The sequence below is a fragment of the Ruegeria sp. CF2 genome, from assembly GCF_056537385.1.
Window position 1 is genome coordinate 2,187,635 of the sequence record NZ_JBQFRL010000001.1, and the last position, 20,206, is coordinate 2,207,840.

Sequence of the window (20,206 nt, forward strand, 5' to 3'; positions counted from 1 at the left end):
TTTATGGGTCAAGCCAGCGCGTTTTTCAGCAAGACTGCAGCCGCCTCTTTTGCGTCGCGCGCGGGATCGCCGTTGCGGAGCAGCACGGCGGTGACGATCGCACCCTCTTTCAGCAGCAGCAGCTGGCAAGCCAGCTTGTCCGGGTCCCGCGCGCCGGCCTTGCGACACAGGTCGGTGAAGTATTCCAGCAGCAGGCGCTTGTGCTCGCCCGCCTGCACATGGATCGGGTGGTCGGGATCCTGGTATTCGGCCCCCGCCTTGATGAACATGCAGCCGCGAAAGTTATCCTCGCGGAACCATTCGCCCAGCGCATCGAACGCGGCCAGCAGTTGATCGGCGGGGGTGTCGGCCAGTTCCTCGATCCGGCGCACGAACCAATTGCGGAAATTCTCGTCCCGCAGGCGCAGTACCGCCAGGATCAACTCTTCCTTGGTGCGGAAATGCTTGTACATCGAGGTCTTGGACACGCCGGTTTCGACCACCAGCCGGTCCATTCCGGTGGCGTGAAACCCATCGCGGTAAAACACCTGCAGTGCTTTACGGACCAGCTCGTCCCGTTTGTTCGGACGCATGATTCGGCTCCTTTGCGTACAGATCAGTACATAATGCCTTTGCCGCGCAGGTGCAATTCACACCGCTTAAATCCCTGTTTTTTAATCATATTCTCCATCCAGAAAGGCTGAGTATAAAACTTTTTTCGGCTCAAGGGTTGAAAAAGTTAACCGTTCTGTACACCTTATCAGCACAGTTTACCGATCTGTACACCCAAAGGATTTGACCGATGCAACGCCGCGCCAGCCCATTTCGCGCAAGCTATGTTCCCTTCCTTCTGACCCTGGCCCTTCTGGCCGCCACCCTCGCCTGAAAGCCCTGACCATGCCCCCTCCTCTGCCCCCGTTCACGACGCAGACCGCCATCGAAAGGGTTCGCAAGGCCGAAGACGCCTGGAACAGCCGCAACCCCGACTTCGTGACCCCGGCCTATACCGAGGACAGCCAGTGGCGGAACCGGGCTGAGTTCCTGACCGGCCACGCCGAGATCCACGCCTTTCTGGCCCGCAAATGGCGCACCGAACTGGACTATCGCCTGATCAAGGAGCTGTGGGCCTGTGACGGGAACCGCATCGCGGTGCGCTACGCCTATGAATGGCACGCCGACAGCGGCCAGTGGTTCCGCTCCTATGGCAACGAAAACTGGGAGTTTGCCACCGATGGCCGGATGGCCCAGCGACATACGTCCTTGAACGATCTGCCGATCACCGACGTCCAGCGCCTGTTTCACTGGCCCCTGGGGCCACGGCCCGCCGACCATCCCGGCCTGTCCGATCTGAACCTGTGAAAGGAGGCACCCCATGCCCCGCGCCTTTTCCGAACTGACCTTCACCCCCGCCGTCCGCGCCCATCAAGAGCGGATGGGGTCCGCCGCCTCCTACGCCAAGTTCATCGACGGCGGCCCGCAGCAGGGTCACCTGATCGGCCCCACCGAGCAGGCCTTCATCGAGGCGCGCGAAGGGTTCTATCAATCCACCGTGTCCGAGATCGGATGGCCCTATGTCCAGTATCGCGGCGGCCCGGCCGGGTTTCTGAAGGTGCTGGACGACCGGACCATCGGCTATGCCGATTTCACGGGCAACAAACAGTATATCTCGCGCGGGAATCTGGACGGCAATGACCGGATCGCGCTGATCCTGATGGATTATGCCAACCAGCGCAGGCTCAAGATTCTGGGCCGCGTGGACTTTCGCGAAGGGGCCGAGGCCGCGCGCGACCTTTTCCCTGAGGCGGCCGAGGCCGAACGCGCGGCGATCATCCATGTCGCGGCGCTGGACTGGAACTGCCCGCGCCACATCACCCCTCGCTTCACCGAGGCCGAGCTGCGCCCGCATCTGAACGCGCTTGGTCGCCAATTGGCCCAGCTGCAAGCCGAGAACGACCAACTGAAGCAGGCCCTGGCCCGAAAGGCCTGAGCCACCCCCAAGACCCCGAACCCGTCAGCAACAGGAGTATCAATGCCATGCTACGCGCGATTACCAACACCCTCGCCACCCTGACCGCCGGATCGGTCTTTGCCGTTTCGGTCGTGACCGTCGGCTTCTACCTCTCGCCCGAGGCCGTGCGCGCCGCCGAGCCCGACCCGTTTCAGACCCAGTTCCGGGCACAGACCATCGAAGCGATGCAGAGCGCTTATCCCGTGCTCACCCCCTACACAGAATCCAAGGCGCAACCAAAGCCCGAGTCTTCACCCAAGCTGCCGACAAACTGACAATTGAGGACCGAGATCTTGAATCCCCGCGCGTCTCGGGCACCGCCCGCGCTATCGACTGAGCCGAGCGCGGCCCGAGTGCACCATTGCCTCGATCCCCGCGGCGCAGAATTCGACCAATTGGTCGATCCCGGACAGATCGCCCCCCTGTGACAGTGCCTGCACCCGCCAGGCGCTGTTGAGATGCGCCAGCATCGCCGAGACCGAATAGACCTGGCCAGTGGCCAAAAGCGCCGGGACGGCCTGCGGATACAGTGCGGCGATCTCACGGATGAAGAGCTGAGCGGTGGGGTCGAAACACTCGGCGGCAATATGGCGCCAGCGCGGATCGACCGACACATGCGCCACCAGCCGCCCGTAGGCCATCCAGCCCGGGCCGCCGGATTCGGCAAGACTGACATAGGGGCGGATGAAACAGTCCAAAATACCTCGCAGGGTCAGAGGGCCTTGCGCACGTTGATCCTCCAGCGCCTGCATCCGGATCCGGGCAAGCTCGTCGGCTCGGCGTGCGACGGTCTGGAAGAACAGCTCTTCCTTGCCGCCGCCATGGTGGTGGACCAAACCCACCTGCACCCCGGCGCGCGTGGCGATGTCGCGGATCGAGGCGCCCTCGAATCCCCGTTCGGCAAACAGCGCCTCGGCCGCGTCCAAAATCCGCGCCTTGGTTTCCAGCGACCGGGCCGACGGCGCCCTTTGCCTTTGTTTTTCAATGTATTTCGCGCTCATGTTTTTCATCTTGCCTTATTTTGGACGATCGTTCAAGTTAAGCGCCACGATCAGGGGAGGGTTCATGACACAAGCGCGCAAGGCATATGCCTTGATCGGCGCAGGTCCGATGGGGCTGGCGGCGGCCAAGGTGCTGAAGGAACAGGGCATCCCGTTCCAGGGGTTCGAGCTGCATTCCGATGTGGGCGGGTTGTGGGATATCGATGCGCCACGGTCGACCATGTACGAATCCGCGCATCTGATCTCATCCAAGTCGATGACCGAATTTGCCGATTTCCCGATGGGCGACGACGTGGCCGAATACCCCTCGCACCGGCAGATGCGCGACTATTTTCGGGCCTTTGCCGATCATTTCGGACTGCGCGATCACTACAGGTTCAATGCCGAGGTGATCGACGCGTCGCCGCTGGGTGCGCCGGGCGATGGTTGGCGGCTGACCTGGCGGGACGACCAGGGAACGCATAGCGGTGAGTTTGCCGGGGTGCTGATCGCGAACGGTACCCTGTCGGAGCCCAACATGCCCGATTTTCCCGGCAAGTTCGACGGCGAGTTGATCCACGCCTCGCAGTACCGCTATCCCAGCCAGTTCGACGGCAAGCGGGTGCTGGTCGTGGGCGCGGGCAATTCCGGGTGCGACATTGCGGTGGACGCCATCCATCACGCCGCGCAGTGCGACCTTTCGATGCGGCGGGGATACTATTTCGTGCCGAAATACGTCTTTGGCAAACCCGCCGACACGCTGGGCGGGATGATCCGCCTGCCGATGTGGCTAAAGCGCCGGATCGACGGGATGATCCTGCGCTGGTTCGTGGGCGACCCGCAGAAATACGGCTTTCCCAAGCCAGACTACAAACTGTACGAAAGCCACCCGGTGGTGAATTCACTGGTGCTCTATCACGCGGGCCACGGCGACCTGCGCATTCGCCCCGATATCGACCGGATCGAGGGCCGCACCGTTCACTTCAAGGACGGCAGCGCCAGCGACTATGACATGATCCTGGCCGCGACCGGGTACAAGCTGCATTACCCGTTCATCGACCCCAACCTGCTGAACTGGCAGGGCGACGCGCCGCATCTGTACCTGAACGCCATGCATCCCGAACGCGACGACCTGTTCGTGCTGGGCATGATCGAGGCCACCGGGCTGGGCTGGCAAGGACGCCACGAGCAGGCCGAAATGGTGGCGCGCTATATCAAGGGTCTTCAGTCCGGCTGCCCCGTGGCTGCAGCGCTGAAGGCGGAAAAACAAAAAGACTATCAGCGCGCCACCGGAGGCATGCAGTACTTGAACCTGCCCCGCATGGCCTATTACGTGGACAAGGCGACCTATCGCAAGGCGGTGACGGATTGGATCGCGCGGTTCCGGAAAGCCCGCGCATGACCGGCATCGACGAGATCACGCTGAATTTCAGCCCCGGCTCGCTGACTCTGCTGAACGCGATCCTGGCGATCGTGATGTTCTCGATCGCCATCGACCTGTCGCCACGCGACTTCGACCGGCTGCGGCGCGCGCCCAAGCCTGTGGTGGTGGGGCTGGCCTCGCAATTCCTGGTGCTACCGGCGCTGACCTTCCTGCTGGTCTGGCTGACCGAGCCGCGCCCTTCGATCGCCTTGGGGCTGATCCTGGTGGCGGCCTGCCCAGGAGGCAACATCTCGAATTTCATCACCCATCGGGCGGGCGGAAACGCGGCGCTTTCGGTGTCGATGACCGCCTTCGCCACCATCGGGGCCATCGTGATGACCCCGTTCAACATCGCGCTGTGGGGCGGGCTGTATCCGCCGACCCGCGCCATTCTGCAGCAGACCCAGATCGACCCGGTGCAAATCGCCATCATCGTCGGGCTGATGCTGATCCTGCCGCTGGTTCTGGGGGTGACCCTGAACCAGAAGCGCCCCGCCCTGACGGCGCGGCTGCGCGGGCCGCTGCAGATCCTGTCCATGGCCATTTTCGTGGCTTTCATCGTGCTCGCCCTGGCGGCCAACTGGAGTTTCTTCCTGGGCTACGCCGAGGCGGTTGCCGGGCTTGTGATCCTTCACAACGCCCTGGCACTGGGGGGCGGTTGGGTTGTGGCCACTCTGACCCGGCTGTCCCCCTTTGACCGGCGTGCAGTCACGATCGAGACCGGCATCCAGAATTCGGGCCTAGGGCTGGTGCTGATCTTCGCCTTTTTCAACGGCTTGGGCGGCATGGCCGTGGTGGCCGCCTTCTGGGGGATCTGGCATGCCATCTCGGGGCTGGCGCTGGCGCAGCTGATGGCCCGGACCGAGGCCGCCCGATGACCCGAATTCTGATCACCGGCGCTGCGGGCCTGGTCGGCCGCGCCCTGCTGGACGAGCTGAGCGACCATGAGGTGTTTGCCACCGACCTGCGCCGCCCGGACACGCTGCCGGACGAGGTTCCTTTTCTGCGCATGGATGTCACCACGGGCGACCCGGCCCGGGTGATCGCCAAGGTGAAGCCCGAGGTGATCGTGCATCTGGCCTCGATCGTCACGCCGCCGCCGGGCATGTCACGGGCCGAGGCCCATGCGGTGGATGTGGGCGGCACGCGCAAGGTGGTCGATGCCGCGCTGGTCCATGGCGTACGGCGGCTGGTCGTCACCTCATCTGGTGCGGCCTATGGCTATCACGCGGACAACCCGGTGCTGCTGCGCGAAACCGATCCGGTGCGCGGCAACCCCGAGTTTCCCTACTCCGACCACAAGCGGCAGGTCGAGGAATTGCTGGCCGAGGCCCGAACCGCCGCGCCGCAGCTGGAACAGGTGGTGCTTCGGGTGGGCACGGTGCTGGGCGACGGCACCGACAACCAGATCACCGCCCTGTTCCGCAAACCCCGCCTGCTGGCGGTGGCGGGCAGCGACAGCCCCTTCGTGTTCATCTGGACCCGCGATCTGGCCCGCATCCTGAAACGCGCGGCCACCGACGGGCCGCCGGGAGTGTACAACGTCGCCGGGGACGGCGCGCTGAGCGTCGAAGATCTGGCCCGCGCGCTGAACAAACCCGTGCTGCGCCTGCCGGCCTGGGCGCTCAAGGCGGCGCTGGCCGTGGCCCGACCCTTGCGCCTGTCGCGCTACGGGCCCGAACAGGTGCGGTTCCTGCAATACCGACCGGTTCTTGACAATACCGCGCTGAAAACCGTGTTCGGCTATATCCCGCAGAAGGCCAGCGCCGAGGTGTTCGACCTTTGGAAAAGGAGTGTGGGCCTATGAAAACCGCAGTGATCTCGGGCGGGGCCGGCGGGCTGGGTCAGGCGCTCTCGGCCGCGCTGCAAGAGCGTGGATGGCGCGTGGTCCTGCTGGATCTGAAGGTGGATGGGGTGCAGGACACCGCTACGCAGATGGCGATTGCCTGCGATCTGACCGATCCGGCGCAACTGGCGCGCGCCGTGAACGATACGCTTGCGCATTGCGACAGCATCGATCTGGTCATCTACAACGCCGGGATCACCCAGATCTGCGGGTTCGATCAGTCCGACGACGCCAGCCACCGCAAGGTGTTCGAAATCAACTATTTCGCGGCCGTCTCGATGGCCCGCGCCTTTCTGCCCGCGCTGCGCCAGTCGCGCGGTGCGCATCTGGCGATCTCGTCGGTGGCGGGGTTTGCGCCTCTTTATCACCGCACGGCCTATGCGGCCTCGAAACACGCGCTGGAAGGTTTCTTCAAATCGCTGCGGTCCGAAGAACGCCCCCATGGCGTGCGGGTGCATATCGCGGCGCCATCATTCGTGGCGACCAACCCGGGCCGGGCTGATCGGCAGCCGGATGGCACCGCACGCCCCGGATCTGCCAGCGACGGCATGGACGAGATGACCCCCGAGGCGGCCGCCCGCGTGATCCTGCAAGGGATGGATCGCGGGCGGCCCGTCATCCCGGTGGGCCGGGTGGCGCGGCTGGCCTGGTGGCTGAACCGGCTGGCCCCACGCCTGTACCAACGCCTAATGGAGCGCAATATCAGCGGCGCGTGACGCGCGGCCACTATTTGCGGCCCGTTTCCCGGTGCGGGGTTGCCCTTTGGCCGCGGCTTTGCTTTGTCTCTGGCAAGCATTCCGGCCAGTGGGCGTTTCATGTCCCGGACCGGTCACAGGGAGGATCTAGAAAATGGCGAAAGTTGCATTCCTTGGCCTGGGCGTCATGGGCTATCCGATGGCCGGGCATCTGCAGGCGGCCGGGCATGAGGTGACCGTCTACAACCGCACCGCGGCCAAGGCGGAGAAATGGGTATCGCAGCATGGTGGCCAGATGGCGACCACGCCGCGCGGTGCCGCCGAGGGGGCCGAGTTCGTGATGACCTGCGTCGGCAACGACGACGATCTGCGCATGGTCTGCACCGGCGAGGACGGCGCGTTCGACGGCATGGCGGAAGGCTCGGTTTTCGTTGACCACACCACCGTTTCGGCCAAGGTCACGCGCGATTTGTACGCGGCCGCCAAGGCGCGCGGGATCTCTTTTGTTGATGCGCCGATCTCGGGCGGCCAGGCCGGGGCCGAGAATGGGGTTCTGTCGATCATGTGCGGCGGCGATCAGGCCGCCTATGACCGGGCCGAGCCGGTGATGCAGGTCTATGCCAAGATCTGCCGCCGCATCGGAGACAGCGGCGCGGGCCAGATGACCAAGATGTGCAACCAGATCGCCATCGCCGGGCTGGTGCAGGGCCTGAGCGAAGCGCTGCATTTCGCCGAGAAGGCCGGGCTGGACGGGCGCGCGGTGGTCGAGGTGATCAGCCAGGGTGCCGCCGGAAGCTGGCAGATGTCGAACCGGTACGAGACAATGCTGGACGACCATTTCGACCATGGCTTTGCGGTGGACTGGATGCGCAAGGACCTTGGCATCTGCCTGGACACGGCGGACGAGACCGGGGCATCACTGCCGGTGACCGCGCTGGTCGATCAGTTCTACAAAGATGTTCAGAAGATGGGCGGCGCCCGCTGGGACACCTCGTCACTGATCAAACGCCTGCGGGCCGTAGGGTAAGGCGGGGGGCTGTCTGCCCCCCATCGCGCCAATGCGCGATCCCCCCCCCGAGGATATTTTTTGGCCAGATGAAATGGCCCCGGCGCGCGCGGGGCGGAGACGGGAATGGACGAATTGAGTGCTTTTTGGGCGGCCGCGCTGCGACGGGTCTGGGGGCTGGACGCCCGGCTCTCGCGGCTGGATGGCGAATATGACCTGAATTTCCTGGTGCAGGCCACCAATGGGCAGGATTATGTTCTGAAGGTCATGCGGGCCGGGTGTGACTCGCAGTTGGTGGATCTGCAGATCAAGGCGTTGGAGCATATCGCGGCCGAGGCCCCGGGGCTACCGTTTCCCAAGGTCATCCCCGGTCTGGACGGCGGTTTACTTCTGCAGATCGACGACGACGCGGGACGGCCTCGTCTGGCGTGGCTGTTGGAAAGGCTGCCGGGCCGGTGCTATGCCAAGACGGTGCCGAAATCCGAGGACCTGATCCTGAAACTGGGCCGGGTATTGGGGGCGACCGATCGGGCGCTGGAGCGGTTTTCGCATCCCGGCCTGGAGCGGCCGGAGTTCAAATGGGACCTGACCCAGGCCGGCTGGATCGCTGACAAGCTGGATGCTGTTGCCGACCCCGATCGCGCGGCCCTTCTGCGCGAGATTTGTGCACAGTTCGATGCCGTCGCGGACATGCTGGCCGAGCTGCCCCGGCAGGCCATCCACAATGACGTGAATGACTACAACATCCTGGTCGAAGGAGAGCTGTCGGAGCGCCGGCAGGTTTCGGGCCTCATCGATTTGGGCGACATGTGCGCCGCGCCGCGGGTGTGCGAACTGGCGATCGCTGGGGCGTATGTGGTGCTGGATCACCCCCGCCCTGAACGGGCACTGGCCGCGCTGGTGCGGGGCTATCACGCCGCAAACCGGCTGCGCCCGCAGGAGGTGGATTTGCTCTGGCCTCTGCTGCGGATGCGGCTGGCCGTGTCGGTCGTCAATTCCACGCTGATGGCCGCCGAAAACCCCGACGACCCGTATGTGACGATCAGCCAGGCACCGGCCTGGCGGTTTCTCGAGGATGGTTCGGTCAATGGCGAGCTGATGTCGGCGCGGCTGCGGGCGGTCTGCGGGCTGCCCGTCACCGACGGGGCCGAGCGCATTCACGCGTACCTGTCAGAACATCGCGGGCAGTTTGCGCAGTTGTTGGGACAGGACCTGTCGGACGTTCCGATGGGTTCGCTGTCGGTCGAAAACTCGACCTGGCCGCAGAACCCGTTTCACATGCCGCTGGAGGAAGCCGCGCGGGTGGGCGCGGAATTCGGCAACGCGTTGTGGCTGGGCTATTACAACGAACCGCGTCTGATCTATGCCGAGCCGACGTTCCGCAAGGGTCCGTGGAAGGCGTCGGACCGGCGCACGGTGCATCTGGCCGTGGATGTGTTCGCGCCGGCGGGAACGCCTTTGCTGGCGCCGCTGAGCGGGCGGGTCGAGGCGGTCGAGAACCGGGCGAACCATCTGGACTATGGCGGCGTGGTGATCCTGCATCACGAAACCCCCGAGGGTGACGCGTTCTATACGCTGTACGGGCATCTGGACCCCGAGGTCTGTGACCGGCTGAAACCGGGCGATCCGGTGGCGCAGGGGGCGGCATTCGCCCGGCTGGGCGGTGCCGGCCAGAACGGCGGCTGGGCGCCGCATGTGCATTTCCAGCTGGCCCTGACCACGGCCGGCATGCAGGCCGACTGGCCCGGCGTCGCCGACCCGGACGAGTTGGACCTGTGGCACGCGGTCTGCCCGAACCCGGCGGCCTTACTGAACTTGCCGGACGAGAAAGTCTTCTATCGCCCGACCGACAAGGCCGAGATCCTGAACAAACGGCGGGACCATTTCGGCGGCAACCTGAGCCTGACCTATGACGACCCGGTGATGCTGGTGCGTGGGTGGAAACATCACCTGTTCGACGAATGGGGGCGGCCCTATCTGGATGCCTACAACAACGTGCCGCATGTGGGGCACGCGCATCCGCGCATTCAGGCCGTGGCGGCGGATCAGTTGAAGCGGATGAACTCCAACACCCGCTATCTGCATCCGGCGCAGGTGGAATTTGCCGACAAGCTGCTGTCGAAGCTGCCCGATCACCTGCAGGTGTGCTTCTTCGTCAACTCGGGCACCGAGGCCAACGAGCTGGCGCTGCGCCTGGCGCGGGCGCATAGCGGGGCCAAGGGCATGGTGACGCCCGATCACGGCTATCACGGCAACACCAATGCGGCGGTGGCCATTTCCGCCTACAAATTCAACAAGCCCGGCGGCGTGGGCCAGGCCGATTGGGTGGAACTGGTCGAGGTGGCCGACGATTATCGCGGCAGGTTCAAACGTGACGACCCCGACCGGGCGCAGAAATATGCCGACCTGGTCGACGACGCGATTGCAACCCTGCAGCGCAAGGGGCACGGGGTGGCCGGTTTCATCGCCGAGACCTTCCCCTCGGTCGGGGGTCAGATCATCCCGCCAAAAGGCTATCTGTCAGCGGTTTACGAAAAGATCCGCGCCGCCGGCGGCGTCTGCATCGCTGACGAGGTGCAGACGGGCCTGGGCCGGCTGGGCGAGTACTACTTCGGCTTCGAACATCAGGGCGCGTCCCCCGATATTGTGGTTCTGGGCAAACCCATCGGCAACGGCCACCCCCTGGGCGTGCTGGTCACCACGCGCGAGATCGCCGACAGTTTCGACAACGGGATCGAGTTCTTCTCGACCTTCGGCGGCTCGACCCTGTCCTGCCGGATCGGCAAAGAGGTACTGGACATCGTCGATGACGAGTGCCTGCAGGAGAATGCCCGCGTGATGGGCGCACGGCTGATGGATGGTCTGCGCGCGATCGAAGCCGAGTTCGCCTGCGTGGGTGATGTGCGGGGCATGGGCCTGTTTCTTGGGGTCGAACTGATCAACCCCGACGGCTCGGAAGGCACCGAGATCTGCCGATACGTCAAGAACCGCATGCGCGACCACCGCATCCTGATCGGCAGCGAAGGGCCGAAGGACAATATTCTGAAGATCCGCCCGCCTCTGACCATCGAAGCCGAAGATGTGGACATGATTCTGTGGGCGCTGCGGTCTGTGTTGGCCGAGGTCGGCGACTATGCCCCTGCCCCGTTGTGCGACCACAGCCATCCCCATGACGGGTGCGGCTGCTGCTGAGATACGCCCTGGCCGGATTCGGCCAGGGCAATTAACCGCGCTGTCAGTGCAGCACGGCCGAGGGGGTCTGATGGCCGGTAGACGGCAGTGGGATGGCGGCGGTCATGCGCCGCAGGGCCAGCCCGAACTCTTCGGACAGTGACGCCAGCGCGGGCGCGAAATCGGGGCGTACGATCAAGGCCGCCAGCATCATCGCATCCTCGCGCGCCCCTTCCGATGCCGCCGCGATCATCTGCGCGAAACAGCTTTCGTCCGCGCCCAGACAGGCGCAGCCCAGCCCGTGCCGGATCAGAGGGCGGCGGGCGTGATGGGCGCACAGACTGCACAGACGATCCAGCGCCAGGATGGCCAGTTGCCCGTGATCAGCGCCCAGCGCGATGTCGAAATCATGCGCCGCATCGGCGCGGCCGGCGGCACCGTCACTCCACATCCGCAGATACATGACAGCGCCAGCCTCGATCGGCGTCAGATCAGTCAGCCGCCCGACCGGGGCGCCGCCCCGGGTCGATGCGCCGCTCATTTCGTCAGGATCAATTTGCCCGCGCGGGTGATGCGCAGGGTATACAGCTGGTCGCCCAACTCGATATGGGCCAGGTTGCCGCCCTGCGTCAGGTCCTCGGCCTTGTGGGCCGGCAGCATCGAAACGGCATAGGCTTGGGTCGGATTCGGGTTCTGCGCGTTCATCGGGTCATCTCCGGTTGTGTTCAGGCAAAGCGCCTTTTCCGTTCAACTTTCATGGATCTGGCTGGCCCGGAACCGGGTTGGCTGCGTGTCTTCGCGCTTAATCTGATAAAAATACTAAGGTATGTCAAGTGCCGGTTTCCTGCTATTCGCACACCGAACCATTGCGCCCTTGCGGCAGGCCCGTTAGGCCGGGTCTCGACACTAAGACTCGGGAGCGGAGATGACGGCGGCAATCGTGTTTGATCTGGATGGCACGCTGGTAGACAGCCTGGCCGACATTGCGGCAGCAGCGAACCGGATGCTGGCCGATCAGGGCCTTGCGCCCCTGCCCGACAAAACGATCCAGGGATTCGTCGGCAATGGTCTGCCAAAACTGGTTGAGCGCGTGATCCTTCACTGCGGCCTGAGCATCGAGCGTCATTCCGAACTCACACAGGTCACGCTGAACCATTACAGCCAGGCATCAAGTGCAATGACCAGGCCTTATCCAGGTGTCCAAGACGCTCTGAGACGACTGCGGGCTGCAAATATCGCGCTAGGGGTCTGCACCAACAAACCGGAAACGCCCGCGCGGCATATCCTTGAGGTTCTGGATCTGGCGCAGTTCTTCGACGTGGTGATCGGCGGAGATACAGTGAAATCCCGCAAACCCGACCCCGCCCACCTGACCGCCACGTTCGAGGCACTGGGTTCAAACGACGCGCGTGTCTTTGTGGGCGACAGCGAAGTGGACGCAGAAACCGCCCAACGTGCCCAAATCCCATTTCTTCTGTATTCGGAAGGGTATAGAAAGTCGCCGGTCTCGGAACTTCCTCATTTGGCCAGCTTCGACGATTATTCGCGACTCCTTGACCTGGCAATGCGCATAACGGGCTTATCTGGCACCGAGCTCTAAGGCTTTGGCTGCCAAGGGATTCAACTGATTTTCTGGGGTTTTTGAGGGGCCGGCTGAGGGGGTAGGTAGCCAGCCCCTCTTCGGGGAAAGTGGTAGGCCAAGTTTCACCTTGGTTAATCAGACAATAGCCCAGCCCACCTCTGCCCGAAATTGGGGGTTTCCCGTAGAAAGACATTTTTTGCGAAAAATTCGCAGAATTTCCTTCGCTGACGTCCAGCGCCTGATCACTCAGGCCCCGAACCATCGGCCGGGGGCGGCGCGGCTGGGCTCGCTTTGTCCAATAGCGTCTCGTACATGTGCGGATAGACGAAACGAGCAGCCGCACGGGCGATCACCAGTTCCTCGTTGGTGGGGATGACCATGACCTGAACCCGGGACAGCGGTGTCGAGATGATCCGGGCGTGGTCCGTATTGGCATCATGGTCCAGTTCAATCCCCAACCACCCCATGTTGACGCAAATCCTTTCGCGCACCAGCGCAGAATTCTCGCCAATCCCACCAGTGAACACCACCGCATCCAGCCCACCCAGCACAGCCGCAAGGGCACCGAGTTCACGCCGCGCACGAAAATTGAAATAGCTGATGGCCCGGCGCGAGCTGCCGCTGTCGGACTTTTCCAGCGTGCGCATGTCGCTGGACAGACCGGACAGACCCAGCAGACCGGATTTGCGATACAGAAGTTCGGTGATCTCATCCACGCTCATGCCCTTCTGGTCCATGAGGTAGAGGACGACACCGGGATCCAACTGGCCGCATCGGGTTCCCATAGGCAGACCGTCTATGGCCGAGAACCCCATGCTGGACCCGACCGAGCGGCCGTGGATCATACCGCACATCGACGCGCCGTTGCCCAGATGCGCCACGATGACCCGGCCGCCATGCAGCAGCGGCGCGGTCTTGGCCAGATGGCCCGAGATGTATTCGTAGCTGAGGCCGTGAAACCCATAACGGCGAACGCCCTTGTCATAATACTCGGTCGGCAAGGCAAACGTATCGTTGACCCAAGGGTGACTGCGATGAAAGGCGGTGTCGAAACAGGCAACCTGCACCGCATCGGGGAACCGCTCGACCGAGGCACGAACGCCGCTGAGGTTGTAGGGCTGGTGCAACGGCGCGAACGGCGAGAGTTCGTCAAGCGCTGCAAGGCTTTCAGGTGTCAGCAAGATCGGTTGATCGTGGTCAGGACCACCGTGAACGATGCGGTGGCCGACGGCTGCAATATTGGCCGCGGGAAATTGCTGGACGATCAGGTCCAGAACATGGTTCAGGGCCTCGTTATGATCGGCAATCCCGTCTGCCACATCACCGCCCAACGTGCGGCCATCCGACGTTTTGGCGCGGATGGTCGCGCCAGCGGCGCTGATGCGGTCCACGATTCCGGTGCAGATTGCAACCGGGTCATCGGATGGCAACGAAAACAGCCCGAACTTCAGAGACGACGAGCCTGCGTTCAGCGTGATGACATGGCTCATGACCGCCCCCCGGCAATGCGGGCGGCGTGCAGGGCAGCCACGGCGCAGGATGCCAAACGCGCCTTGTCGTCATCCGCGCGGCTGTTCAGGATGATCGGCACCTTCGCCCCCAGAACCACCCCTGCCGCTTCGGCATTGGCGATATATGTCAGCTGTTTGGCCAGCATGTTGCCCGCATCCAGGTTCGGAACCACAAGTATGTCGGCCTGTCCGGCCACTGGCGAGACAATCCCCTTGATCCGTGCTGCGGCCATGCTGACCGCATTGTCCATTGCCAGAGGACCGTCGACCAAGCCTCCTTTGATCTGGCCACGTTCAGCCATCTTGGACAGCAACGCCGCGTCGATCGAGGACCGAATGGCCGGGTTCACCGTCTCTACCGCCGACAGTACGCCGACCTTGGGCGTTTCCATCCCGATCGAGATCGCCAGATCAATCGCGTTCTGGGTAATGTCGATCTTGGTTTGCAGATCGGGCTCGATATTGATCGCGGCGTCGGTGACCAGCAGCGGATGCGGTTGCCCGGGCACGTCCATGACGAAGACATGGGTAAAGCGGCGGCCCGCGCGCAATCCCTGATCCTTACGCAATGCGGCCCTCAGCAGATCATCGGTGTGCAGATGCCCCTTCATCAGCGCCCCGGCCCGGCCTTCGACCACAAGGTCGACGGCGATGCGGGCGACTTCGCTATGCTCTTCCGCGGCGACAATCTCGAAACCATCCAGCTTTTCGCCCAGTTCCTGCGCCGCCTGCCCGATCAGGTCCGGGCGACCGACAAGTATCGGCTCGATGATCGTTTCCCGCGCAGCCAGGATCGCGCCGCCCAGCGAGTTCGGGTCCTCCGGGGCAACGACGGCGGTCGGGATGGGATCCAGCGGCCGGGATTTCTCCAGCAACGCGTCGAAGTGACGGTGCCGCTGGACGATCAGGCCGGGAACCTCGATTTCACGGAACGACAGCGCGCGGTCCGGGGCGATTACCACGGCTTTGCCGCTGACGATGACCGCATCATCCCTGCATCGGGTGACGTTGGTATCCAAGACCACCTCGCGGTTGGCACGCTTTTCGGTGACGACCACGCGCGCCAAAAGCTCGTCCCCGGCCATGGCACGGCCCACGAAGTCGAACTGTTGCGACTTATAAAGCGTCCCGGCCCCGGGAAGGATGTTTCCCAGAACAGCCGAGATCAGCGCGCCCACGAACAGCGATGGCGCCACCGCCTCGGGCCGGTCGTCTCCATCCCCGTCCTCATGGGCCAGGTGCAGCGGGTTGTGATTGCCCGAATTCGCGGCGAAGGCATAAAAGTCATCCTCGGTGCACAGACGCTTCAGTTCGGCCGTGTCCCCGATGTTGAGCTGATCATAGGGTTTGTTGTGATACTGCATCTGGTTCAACCTGCGAATATTGCGCGCCGAACGCGGCCATACAAGGGCCGAGCGACCGGAGCTGTGTTGCCCGGAACCTGATGGATTACACGCGAAATGTCCAACTCATACCCCGGCACGTCACGTCATATTTGCGTGCCGGAAGACCTTGCACGAGCGATGCAACAAGACGTTGACAGCCACCCGGTTTTTTTGACGCGCCCGCCATCTGGCTTGGGAAAAGGCGATGGAACGCGGCACAACCAAGCGCCAGAGTTGAACGGGATACCGCTGATTGGTAAATCTGAGCGACCTTGGATGCCGGTAAACATACCATGATCGCCCCTCAGCGATTGAACCCCCACCAGCGGCGTCCCGACGAGCACTAGCGAGGCCGAACCGTTCCCTTGACGACCGAGTTGCAGAATACGTTGATCCTGGCCGCGGTCGTGGTGGTCTTGGCCATTCTGGTTTGGCCACGTGTCGCCAATTCCCGGATGTGGAGAGCCTCGATCACCCCGCTGGCGTCGATCATCGGCAGCGGGTTCCTTGTTCTTGGTCCAATCCTGGACGTCAGTTTTGGCGATCTGGCCCCGCTTGCCATGCTGGGCCTCTGCGCCGCGGCCTGGGGGTTTGGAAGCGCAATTCGATACAACATCCGCGACATTGCGCACAGATCCGACCGGGGTGCCGGTATCGAGCGGGCCGAAAGGGTCGCGTCGGCAAGCCTGTCTTTTGCCTACTTCATTTCGGTCGCCTACTACCTGAACCTGTTCGGCTCGTTTGGCGTGAGCCTGACCCAGGTGGATGACGCGTTTCATGCCCGCCTTGTGACCTCGGGCGTGCTTGTGCTGATCCTTTTCGTTGGCTGCACCCGGGGGTTTTCCGCGCTGGAACGGTTGGAGCAGATTTCAGTCGGCCTGAAACTGGCAATCATCGCCGGGCTGCTTGTCGGACTTGCCACGTATTTTGCCGAGCAATACAGCCACGATGCACTTGTCTTTGACCCGCCGGCCGAGCGCGGCTCGCACGCGCTCATGTTATTGGCCGGGCTGATCGTCACCGTGCAGGGATTTGAAACCTCGCGTTACCTCGGCCACGCCTATGATGCGGAAACCCGCATTCGCTCCATGCGGTGGGCCCAGTTGATCGCAAGCGCGGTTTACCTGATCTATATCGGCCTGTTGACCTATTCGGTCGAACCGGGCGGCTTGGTTCTGGACGAAACGGCGATCATTGACCTGATGCAGGTCGTCGCCCCGATACTGCCCGTTCTTCTGGTTATTGCGGCCCTGTCGGCCCAGTTCAGCGCCGCCGTCGCGGATACCAGCGGGTCCGGTGGACTGCTGTCCGAGATTTCAGGCGGGCGCGTCTCTGAAAGGACCGCCTATACCGTTCTGGTTGGCGTCGGGTTGATACTGACCTGGACAGCGAATGTCTTTGAAATCATCAGCTACGCTTCCCGCGCCTTTGCAGTCTATTACGCGCTGCAGGCCGGGATCGCGGCCCGGTCGGCATCTCAGCAGAACCTGCGCTTCCGCGCGTTGGTGTTTGTTTTGTTCTGCATTCTTGGCGCAGCAATCGCGGTATTCGGATTGCCCGTCGAATGACGCTCTGACCTTACCCAGCCAATAACTGGCCCACAGACGCCGTGTCAGCCGTGTCCCGCGATCAGATCGCTGGCTTTCTCGCCGATCATGATGGCGGGCGCATTGGTGTTTCCGCTGACGATTTCCGGCATGATCGAGCAATCGGCCACGCGCAACCCCTCGATCCCCCTCACCTTCAAATCAGGACCGACAACGGCCGCGTCGGTCGTGCCCATCGCGCAGGTTCCGGTCGGATGATAGATCGACACCGAATTCGAGCGTGCCCAGTCCAACGTACCTTCATAGTCGTCACAGGACAGATCGGCCGTCGGTCGGAACTCCTCGGAGATCTTTGAGGCCAACGGATTGTGGCGCGCAATGTTGCGAGCGATGTTGACGCCCGCGACAATCGTTCGGCAATCGGTTTCTGTCGACAGATAATTCGGGATGATTTTGACATAGCTGGCGGGGTCCGGTCCGTCCAACCGCAACTCTCCACGGCTTTCCGGCCTGAGCTGGCAGACCGACATCGTAAAGGCCGAAAACGGGTGCACGCCTTCGCCAGGGCTGTCCGCCGACCAGGGCTGGACGTGAAATTGGATGTCCGGGGTTTGAACATCGGGACGGGTCTTCATGAAACCGGTTGCCAGACTGGCCGCCATGGTCATGGGACCGGCCCGGAACAACGCGTATTTCAGCGCGATGCGGGCCTGGTTGAACAGGCTTCGCACCTCATCGTTCAGGGTCGGCTCGTTGCACTTGAATACCAGGCGCGCCTGCAGGTGATCCTGCAGCCCCCTGCCTACGTTCGGCAAGGCGTGAACGGGTTCGATTCCGTTTGCCTTCAAATGATCGGGGTCACCAATGCCTGACAGCATCAGGATCTGCGGAGAGTTGATTGCCCCCCCGGACAGGATGACCTCGTGCCGGGCTTTCACCGTTTTGGTTTCGCCCGACCGATCGCGGTAAACGACGCCTGTTGCGCGCTTGCCGTCCATGGCAACCCGCGTCACCAGCGCGCGCGTGATGATCGTCAGGTTCTGCCGGTTGCGAATGGGCTTGAGATAGGCGACGGCCGCACTGCAACGACGACCGTTGCGCGTAGTCAGCTGAAAATACCCGACGCCCTCCTGGTTGGCACCGTTGTAGTCGGGATTGAACGGGTAGCCTGCGGCCTGCGCCGCGGCGACCCAGGCATCGCAGATAGGGCGCTGTATGCGCATATTGGAGACGGACAGCGGGCCACCTACGCCGTGATACTCATCCTCTCCACGCTCTTGATCTTCGCTGCGTTTGAACAGGGGCAAAACATCGTCCCAGCCCCAACCGACGTTTCCCATCTGGCGCCAGCGGTCGTAATCCTCCTTCTGCCCGCGAACATAGAGAAGCCCGTTCAACGAGGACGACCCGCCCAATACTTTTCCGCGCGGCCAATCAATGGAACGCCCATTCAGGCCCGGGTCAGGCTCGGTGCGATAACACCAATCGACCGAGGGGTTGTGCATGGTCTTGAAGTACCCGACCGGGATGTGAATCCATGGGTTGGTGTCTGGTCCGCCCGCCTCGATCAACGCAACTTTGGCTTGGGGATCAGCACTAAGCCGATTGGCGATGACACATCCCGCAGAACCGGCACCGACAATCACATAGTCCACTTCCATGATCGGCTCCTCCCGCAGTTGCTAAAAAAACCCTATGCAAGATGCATGAATTAAGCTAGCATTTTTTGATACAAAACGTCTCAATAATTGCGAAACGGGAGGATAGCAATGGAGATCGGACGAAAGTTAAGTGGCATTTCACGGCGGGACTTTTTCCGCGTTGCCGGACGCTATGGCATGAGTTCCACTCTGCTGGCAGCAGGGGGTTTCGGTGGGGCCATGAGCCTTGCCAATCTCGCGCAGGCGGCTGAATCCACGTATGAAAAACGGTTCTCGAAAGAGCCCAAGCATACGCTGAAATTCGGTGCGGCAGGTTTCAACACGCGCAACCTTCTCATCGAACGGGCCGGAGCCATCGAGTTCGCCCGCGACCTCGAAGAGCGCACGGACGGTGAGATTCGCATCGAATTCATCGGCGACAACCAGATCTGCGGTCAGCTGAGCTGTGTCGAGAAAACCCAGCAGGGCATCGTGGACATTTACGCGGCCTCGACCCAGAACTCGGCCGGTGGCGCACCCTATCTGAACGTGTTGGACTATGCCTACATGTTCCCAAGCCGCGCAGCGCAGTATCATTTCTTCTACAGCCCCGCCAGCCAGCGGATCCTGCGCGAGCCGCTCGAGAAGCGCCACGGGTTGAAGTTCCTGTTCACCCACTGCGAATTGCGCGGGCTGCAGATGGGGTCGACCTTTGCGGACAAGCCCACCGTCACCAAACTGGAAGAGCTGTTTGGCACCAAGAACCGCGTGACCGGCACTCAGCTGGGTCGGATCGCGATGCAGCTGCTGAACCTGAACCCGGTTCCGGTGGCCTGGGAAGAAACGCTGGATGCGCTGAAGACCGGTCTGATCGATGGGGCCGAAACCTGGGCATCGGCGGTGGCCTATGCGAACATGGCGCCGGTCGTTTCCCAGTCGGTCAACCTCAAGTTCTTCTGCGGTACCGAACACACATCGATGTCGGCCAAGGTCTTCGACAGCCTGGGCGGCGAGTTGCAGGATGCGGTCATGGAATCGTCCTACTTCACGCAGGCCCTGATCCAGGGTGCGAACGAAGCTGCGCTGCTGAACACGGTCGGCTTCTCGGATCCGCAGCTGCCCAACACGATCTTTGCCGAGAACGGTGTGCGTGCGGCCTTCCTGCCGGACGACCAGATCAAGCTGGCCGAGGAAATGTGTGCCCCGAACTTCAACCCGGAACCCTGGGCAGAATGGCGCGAGCGCCTGAACAAATGGGCCGGCGGCATCGACACCTATCAGGAGATCTACGACATCGCGCGCGAGATCCCGGCAGACACCCTGCCCGAAAATGTCGAGCCGCGCCGTTGGTGGATGGGCCAAGCCTGATAAACTGATTTGAACCGGCCCCGCGTGGGCCGGTTCATCCGAAGACCGACTGGGAGGACGGGGTT

19 protein-coding genes are annotated in these 20,206 nt (G+C 62.8%); 12 read left to right on the forward strand and 7 right to left on the reverse strand.

What is annotated here, in order from left to right; genetic code table 11:
* Positions 1 to 8: 8 nt before the first annotated feature.
* Positions 9 to 572, reverse strand: a complete 564-nt coding sequence (locus ACR0IR_RS10780; protein WP_170358021.1) for a TetR/AcrR family transcriptional regulator — start codon at positions 570 to 572, stop codon at positions 9 to 11.
* 304 nt (positions 573 to 876) lie between these two features.
* On the opposite strand from ACR0IR_RS10780, the gene ACR0IR_RS10785 reads away from it, so the two are divergent.
* From ACR0IR_RS10785 to ACR0IR_RS10795, 3 genes are read left to right on the forward strand one after another with little or no spacing between them, the layout of a single operon-like run.
* Positions 877 to 1,338, forward strand: coding sequence for a nuclear transport factor 2 family protein (locus ACR0IR_RS10785; RefSeq protein ID WP_170362774.1), 462 nt, complete (start codon positions 877 to 879; stop codon positions 1,336 to 1,338).
* Between the two features lie 13 nt (positions 1,339 to 1,351).
* Positions 1,352 to 1,966 carry a pyridoxamine 5'-phosphate oxidase family protein gene (locus ACR0IR_RS10790; RefSeq protein ID WP_170362772.1) on the forward strand — a complete coding sequence of 205 codons (615 nt, stop codon included), beginning with the start codon at positions 1,352 to 1,354 and terminating at the stop codon, positions 1,964 to 1,966.
* A gap of 47 nt (positions 1,967 to 2,013) precedes the next feature.
* A complete protein-coding gene (locus ACR0IR_RS10795) occupies positions 2,014 to 2,262 on the forward strand; it encodes a hypothetical protein (protein ID WP_174819685.1) in 249 nt (82 codons plus the stop codon).
* A gap of 51 nt (positions 2,263 to 2,313) precedes the next feature.
* On the opposite strand, the gene ACR0IR_RS10800 is transcribed toward ACR0IR_RS10795, so the two are convergent.
* Positions 2,314 to 2,988 carry a TetR/AcrR family transcriptional regulator gene (locus tag ACR0IR_RS10800; RefSeq protein ID WP_170362770.1) on the reverse strand — a complete coding sequence of 225 codons (675 nt, stop codon included), beginning with the start codon at positions 2,986 to 2,988 and terminating at the stop codon, positions 2,314 to 2,316.
* Positions 2,989 to 3,052: 64 nt separating this feature from the next.
* On the opposite strand from ACR0IR_RS10800, the gene ACR0IR_RS10805 reads away from it, so the two are divergent.
* From ACR0IR_RS10805 to ACR0IR_RS10830, 6 genes are all read left to right on the forward strand, one after another.
* Entirely contained in the window at positions 3,053 to 4,369 is a 1,317-nt protein-coding gene (locus tag ACR0IR_RS10805; protein WP_170362768.1) for a flavin-containing monooxygenase, read from the forward strand.
* Positions 4,366 to 5,268, forward strand: coding sequence for a bile acid:sodium symporter family protein (locus ACR0IR_RS10810; protein ID WP_480779104.1), 903 nt, complete (start codon positions 4,366 to 4,368; stop codon positions 5,266 to 5,268). The genes ACR0IR_RS10805 and ACR0IR_RS10810 overlap by 4 nt, the downstream gene beginning before the upstream one ends.
* Positions 5,265 to 6,197, forward strand: coding sequence for an SDR family oxidoreductase (locus tag ACR0IR_RS10815; protein WP_170362766.1), 933 nt, complete (start codon positions 5,265 to 5,267; stop codon positions 6,195 to 6,197). The genes ACR0IR_RS10810 and ACR0IR_RS10815 overlap by 4 nt, the downstream gene beginning before the upstream one ends.
* Positions 6,194 to 6,952: an SDR family NAD(P)-dependent oxidoreductase gene (locus ACR0IR_RS10820; RefSeq protein WP_170362764.1), complete on the forward strand. Its 759-nt coding sequence runs from the start codon at positions 6,194 to 6,196 to the stop codon at positions 6,950 to 6,952. Before ACR0IR_RS10815 ends, ACR0IR_RS10820 begins: the two co-directional genes overlap by 4 nt.
* Before the next feature lie 133 nt (positions 6,953 to 7,085).
* A complete protein-coding gene (locus tag ACR0IR_RS10825) occupies positions 7,086 to 7,958 on the forward strand; it encodes an NAD(P)-dependent oxidoreductase (RefSeq protein ID WP_170362762.1) in 873 nt (290 codons plus the stop codon).
* A 105-nt stretch (positions 7,959 to 8,063) separates the two neighbouring features.
* Positions 8,064 to 11,129, forward strand: coding sequence for an aminotransferase class III-fold pyridoxal phosphate-dependent enzyme (locus ACR0IR_RS10830; RefSeq protein WP_170362760.1), 3,066 nt, complete (start codon positions 8,064 to 8,066; stop codon positions 11,127 to 11,129).
* 43 nt (positions 11,130 to 11,172) lie between these two features.
* Here the strand turns inward: ACR0IR_RS10830 and ACR0IR_RS10835 are convergent, their stop codons facing one another.
* A complete protein-coding gene (locus ACR0IR_RS10835) occupies positions 11,173 to 11,649 on the reverse strand; it encodes a hypothetical protein (protein ID WP_170362758.1) in 477 nt (158 codons plus the stop codon).
* Positions 11,646 to 11,813, reverse strand: coding sequence for a hemin uptake protein HemP (gene hemP, locus ACR0IR_RS10840; protein ID WP_005978533.1), 168 nt, complete (start codon positions 11,811 to 11,813; stop codon positions 11,646 to 11,648). Before hemP ends, ACR0IR_RS10835 begins: the two co-directional genes overlap by 4 nt.
* A gap of 220 nt (positions 11,814 to 12,033) precedes the next feature.
* Between hemP and gph the strand changes: the two genes are divergently transcribed.
* Positions 12,034 to 12,708: a phosphoglycolate phosphatase gene (gene gph, locus ACR0IR_RS10845; RefSeq protein ID WP_170362756.1), complete on the forward strand. Its 675-nt coding sequence runs from the start codon at positions 12,034 to 12,036 to the stop codon at positions 12,706 to 12,708.
* A gap of 224 nt (positions 12,709 to 12,932) precedes the next feature.
* Here the strand turns inward: gph and ACR0IR_RS10850 are convergent, their stop codons facing one another.
* Positions 12,933 to 14,180 carry an acetate/propionate family kinase gene (locus tag ACR0IR_RS10850; RefSeq protein ID WP_170362746.1) on the reverse strand — a complete coding sequence of 416 codons (1,248 nt, stop codon included), beginning with the start codon at positions 14,178 to 14,180 and terminating at the stop codon, positions 12,933 to 12,935.
* Positions 14,177 to 15,565 (reverse strand): bifunctional enoyl-CoA hydratase/phosphate acetyltransferase, encoded by a 1,389-nt coding sequence (locus ACR0IR_RS10855; RefSeq protein WP_170362744.1) that lies wholly within the window; start codon positions 15,563 to 15,565, stop codon positions 14,177 to 14,179. Before ACR0IR_RS10855 ends, ACR0IR_RS10850 begins: the two co-directional genes overlap by 4 nt.
* Before the next feature lie 386 nt (positions 15,566 to 15,951).
* On the opposite strand from ACR0IR_RS10855, the gene ACR0IR_RS10860 reads away from it, so the two are divergent.
* On the forward strand, positions 15,952 to 17,154 hold the full coding sequence (locus ACR0IR_RS10860; protein WP_254441508.1) for an APC family permease: 1,203 nt from the start codon (positions 15,952 to 15,954) through the stop codon (positions 17,152 to 17,154).
* A gap of 44 nt (positions 17,155 to 17,198) precedes the next feature.
* On the opposite strand, the gene ACR0IR_RS10865 is transcribed toward ACR0IR_RS10860, so the two are convergent.
* Positions 17,199 to 18,794 carry a GMC family oxidoreductase gene (locus ACR0IR_RS10865; RefSeq protein ID WP_170362740.1) on the reverse strand — a complete coding sequence of 532 codons (1,596 nt, stop codon included), beginning with the start codon at positions 18,792 to 18,794 and terminating at the stop codon, positions 17,199 to 17,201.
* A 108-nt stretch (positions 18,795 to 18,902) separates the two neighbouring features.
* On the opposite strand from ACR0IR_RS10865, the gene ACR0IR_RS10870 reads away from it, so the two are divergent.
* Entirely contained in the window at positions 18,903 to 20,141 is a 1,239-nt protein-coding gene (locus tag ACR0IR_RS10870; RefSeq protein WP_093962894.1) for a TRAP transporter substrate-binding protein, read from the forward strand.
* Positions 20,142 to 20,206 lie beyond the last annotated feature (65 nt).

What these genes read in the sequence shown, in the direction of transcription:
- ACR0IR_RS10780 (WP_170358021.1), bottom strand. Translation starts at nt 572, where the DNA reads ATGCGTCCGAACAAACGGGACGAGCTGGTCCGTAAAGCACTGCAGGTG.
- ACR0IR_RS10785 (WP_170362774.1), top strand. Translation starts at nt 877, where the DNA reads ATGCCCCCTCCTCTGCCCCCGTTCACGACGCAGACCGCCATCGAAAGG.
- ACR0IR_RS10790 (WP_170362772.1), top strand. Translation starts at nt 1,352, where the DNA reads ATGCCCCGCGCCTTTTCCGAACTGACCTTCACCCCCGCCGTCCGCGCC.
- ACR0IR_RS10795 (WP_174819685.1), top strand. Translation starts at nt 2,014, where the DNA reads ATGCTACGCGCGATTACCAACACCCTCGCCACCCTGACCGCCGGATCG.
- ACR0IR_RS10800 (WP_170362770.1), bottom strand. Translation starts at nt 2,988, where the DNA reads ATGAGCGCGAAATACATTGAAAAACAAAGGCAAAGGGCGCCGTCGGCC.
- ACR0IR_RS10805 (WP_170362768.1), top strand. Translation starts at nt 3,053, where the DNA reads ATGACACAAGCGCGCAAGGCATATGCCTTGATCGGCGCAGGTCCGATG.
- ACR0IR_RS10810 (WP_480779104.1), top strand. Translation starts at nt 4,366, where the DNA reads ATGACCGGCATCGACGAGATCACGCTGAATTTCAGCCCCGGCTCGCTG.
- ACR0IR_RS10815 (WP_170362766.1), top strand. Translation starts at nt 5,265, where the DNA reads ATGACCCGAATTCTGATCACCGGCGCTGCGGGCCTGGTCGGCCGCGCC.
- ACR0IR_RS10820 (WP_170362764.1), top strand. Translation starts at nt 6,194, where the DNA reads ATGAAAACCGCAGTGATCTCGGGCGGGGCCGGCGGGCTGGGTCAGGCG.
- ACR0IR_RS10825 (WP_170362762.1), top strand. Translation starts at nt 7,086, where the DNA reads ATGGCGAAAGTTGCATTCCTTGGCCTGGGCGTCATGGGCTATCCGATG.
- ACR0IR_RS10830 (WP_170362760.1), top strand. Translation starts at nt 8,064, where the DNA reads ATGGACGAATTGAGTGCTTTTTGGGCGGCCGCGCTGCGACGGGTCTGG.
- ACR0IR_RS10835 (WP_170362758.1), bottom strand. Translation starts at nt 11,649, where the DNA reads ATGAGCGGCGCATCGACCCGGGGCGGCGCCCCGGTCGGGCGGCTGACT.
- hemP (WP_005978533.1), bottom strand. Translation starts at nt 11,813, where the DNA reads ATGAACGCGCAGAACCCGAATCCGACCCAAGCCTATGCCGTTTCGATG.
- gph (WP_170362756.1), top strand. Translation starts at nt 12,034, where the DNA reads ATGACGGCGGCAATCGTGTTTGATCTGGATGGCACGCTGGTAGACAGC.
- ACR0IR_RS10850 (WP_170362746.1), bottom strand. Translation starts at nt 14,180, where the DNA reads ATGAGCCATGTCATCACGCTGAACGCAGGCTCGTCGTCTCTGAAGTTC.
- ACR0IR_RS10855 (WP_170362744.1), bottom strand. Translation starts at nt 15,565, where the DNA reads ATGCAGTATCACAACAAACCCTATGATCAGCTCAACATCGGGGACACG.
- ACR0IR_RS10865 (WP_170362740.1), bottom strand. Translation starts at nt 18,794, where the DNA reads ATGGAAGTGGACTATGTGATTGTCGGTGCCGGTTCTGCGGGATGTGTC.
- ACR0IR_RS10870 (WP_093962894.1), top strand. Translation starts at nt 18,903, where the DNA reads ATGGAGATCGGACGAAAGTTAAGTGGCATTTCACGGCGGGACTTTTTC.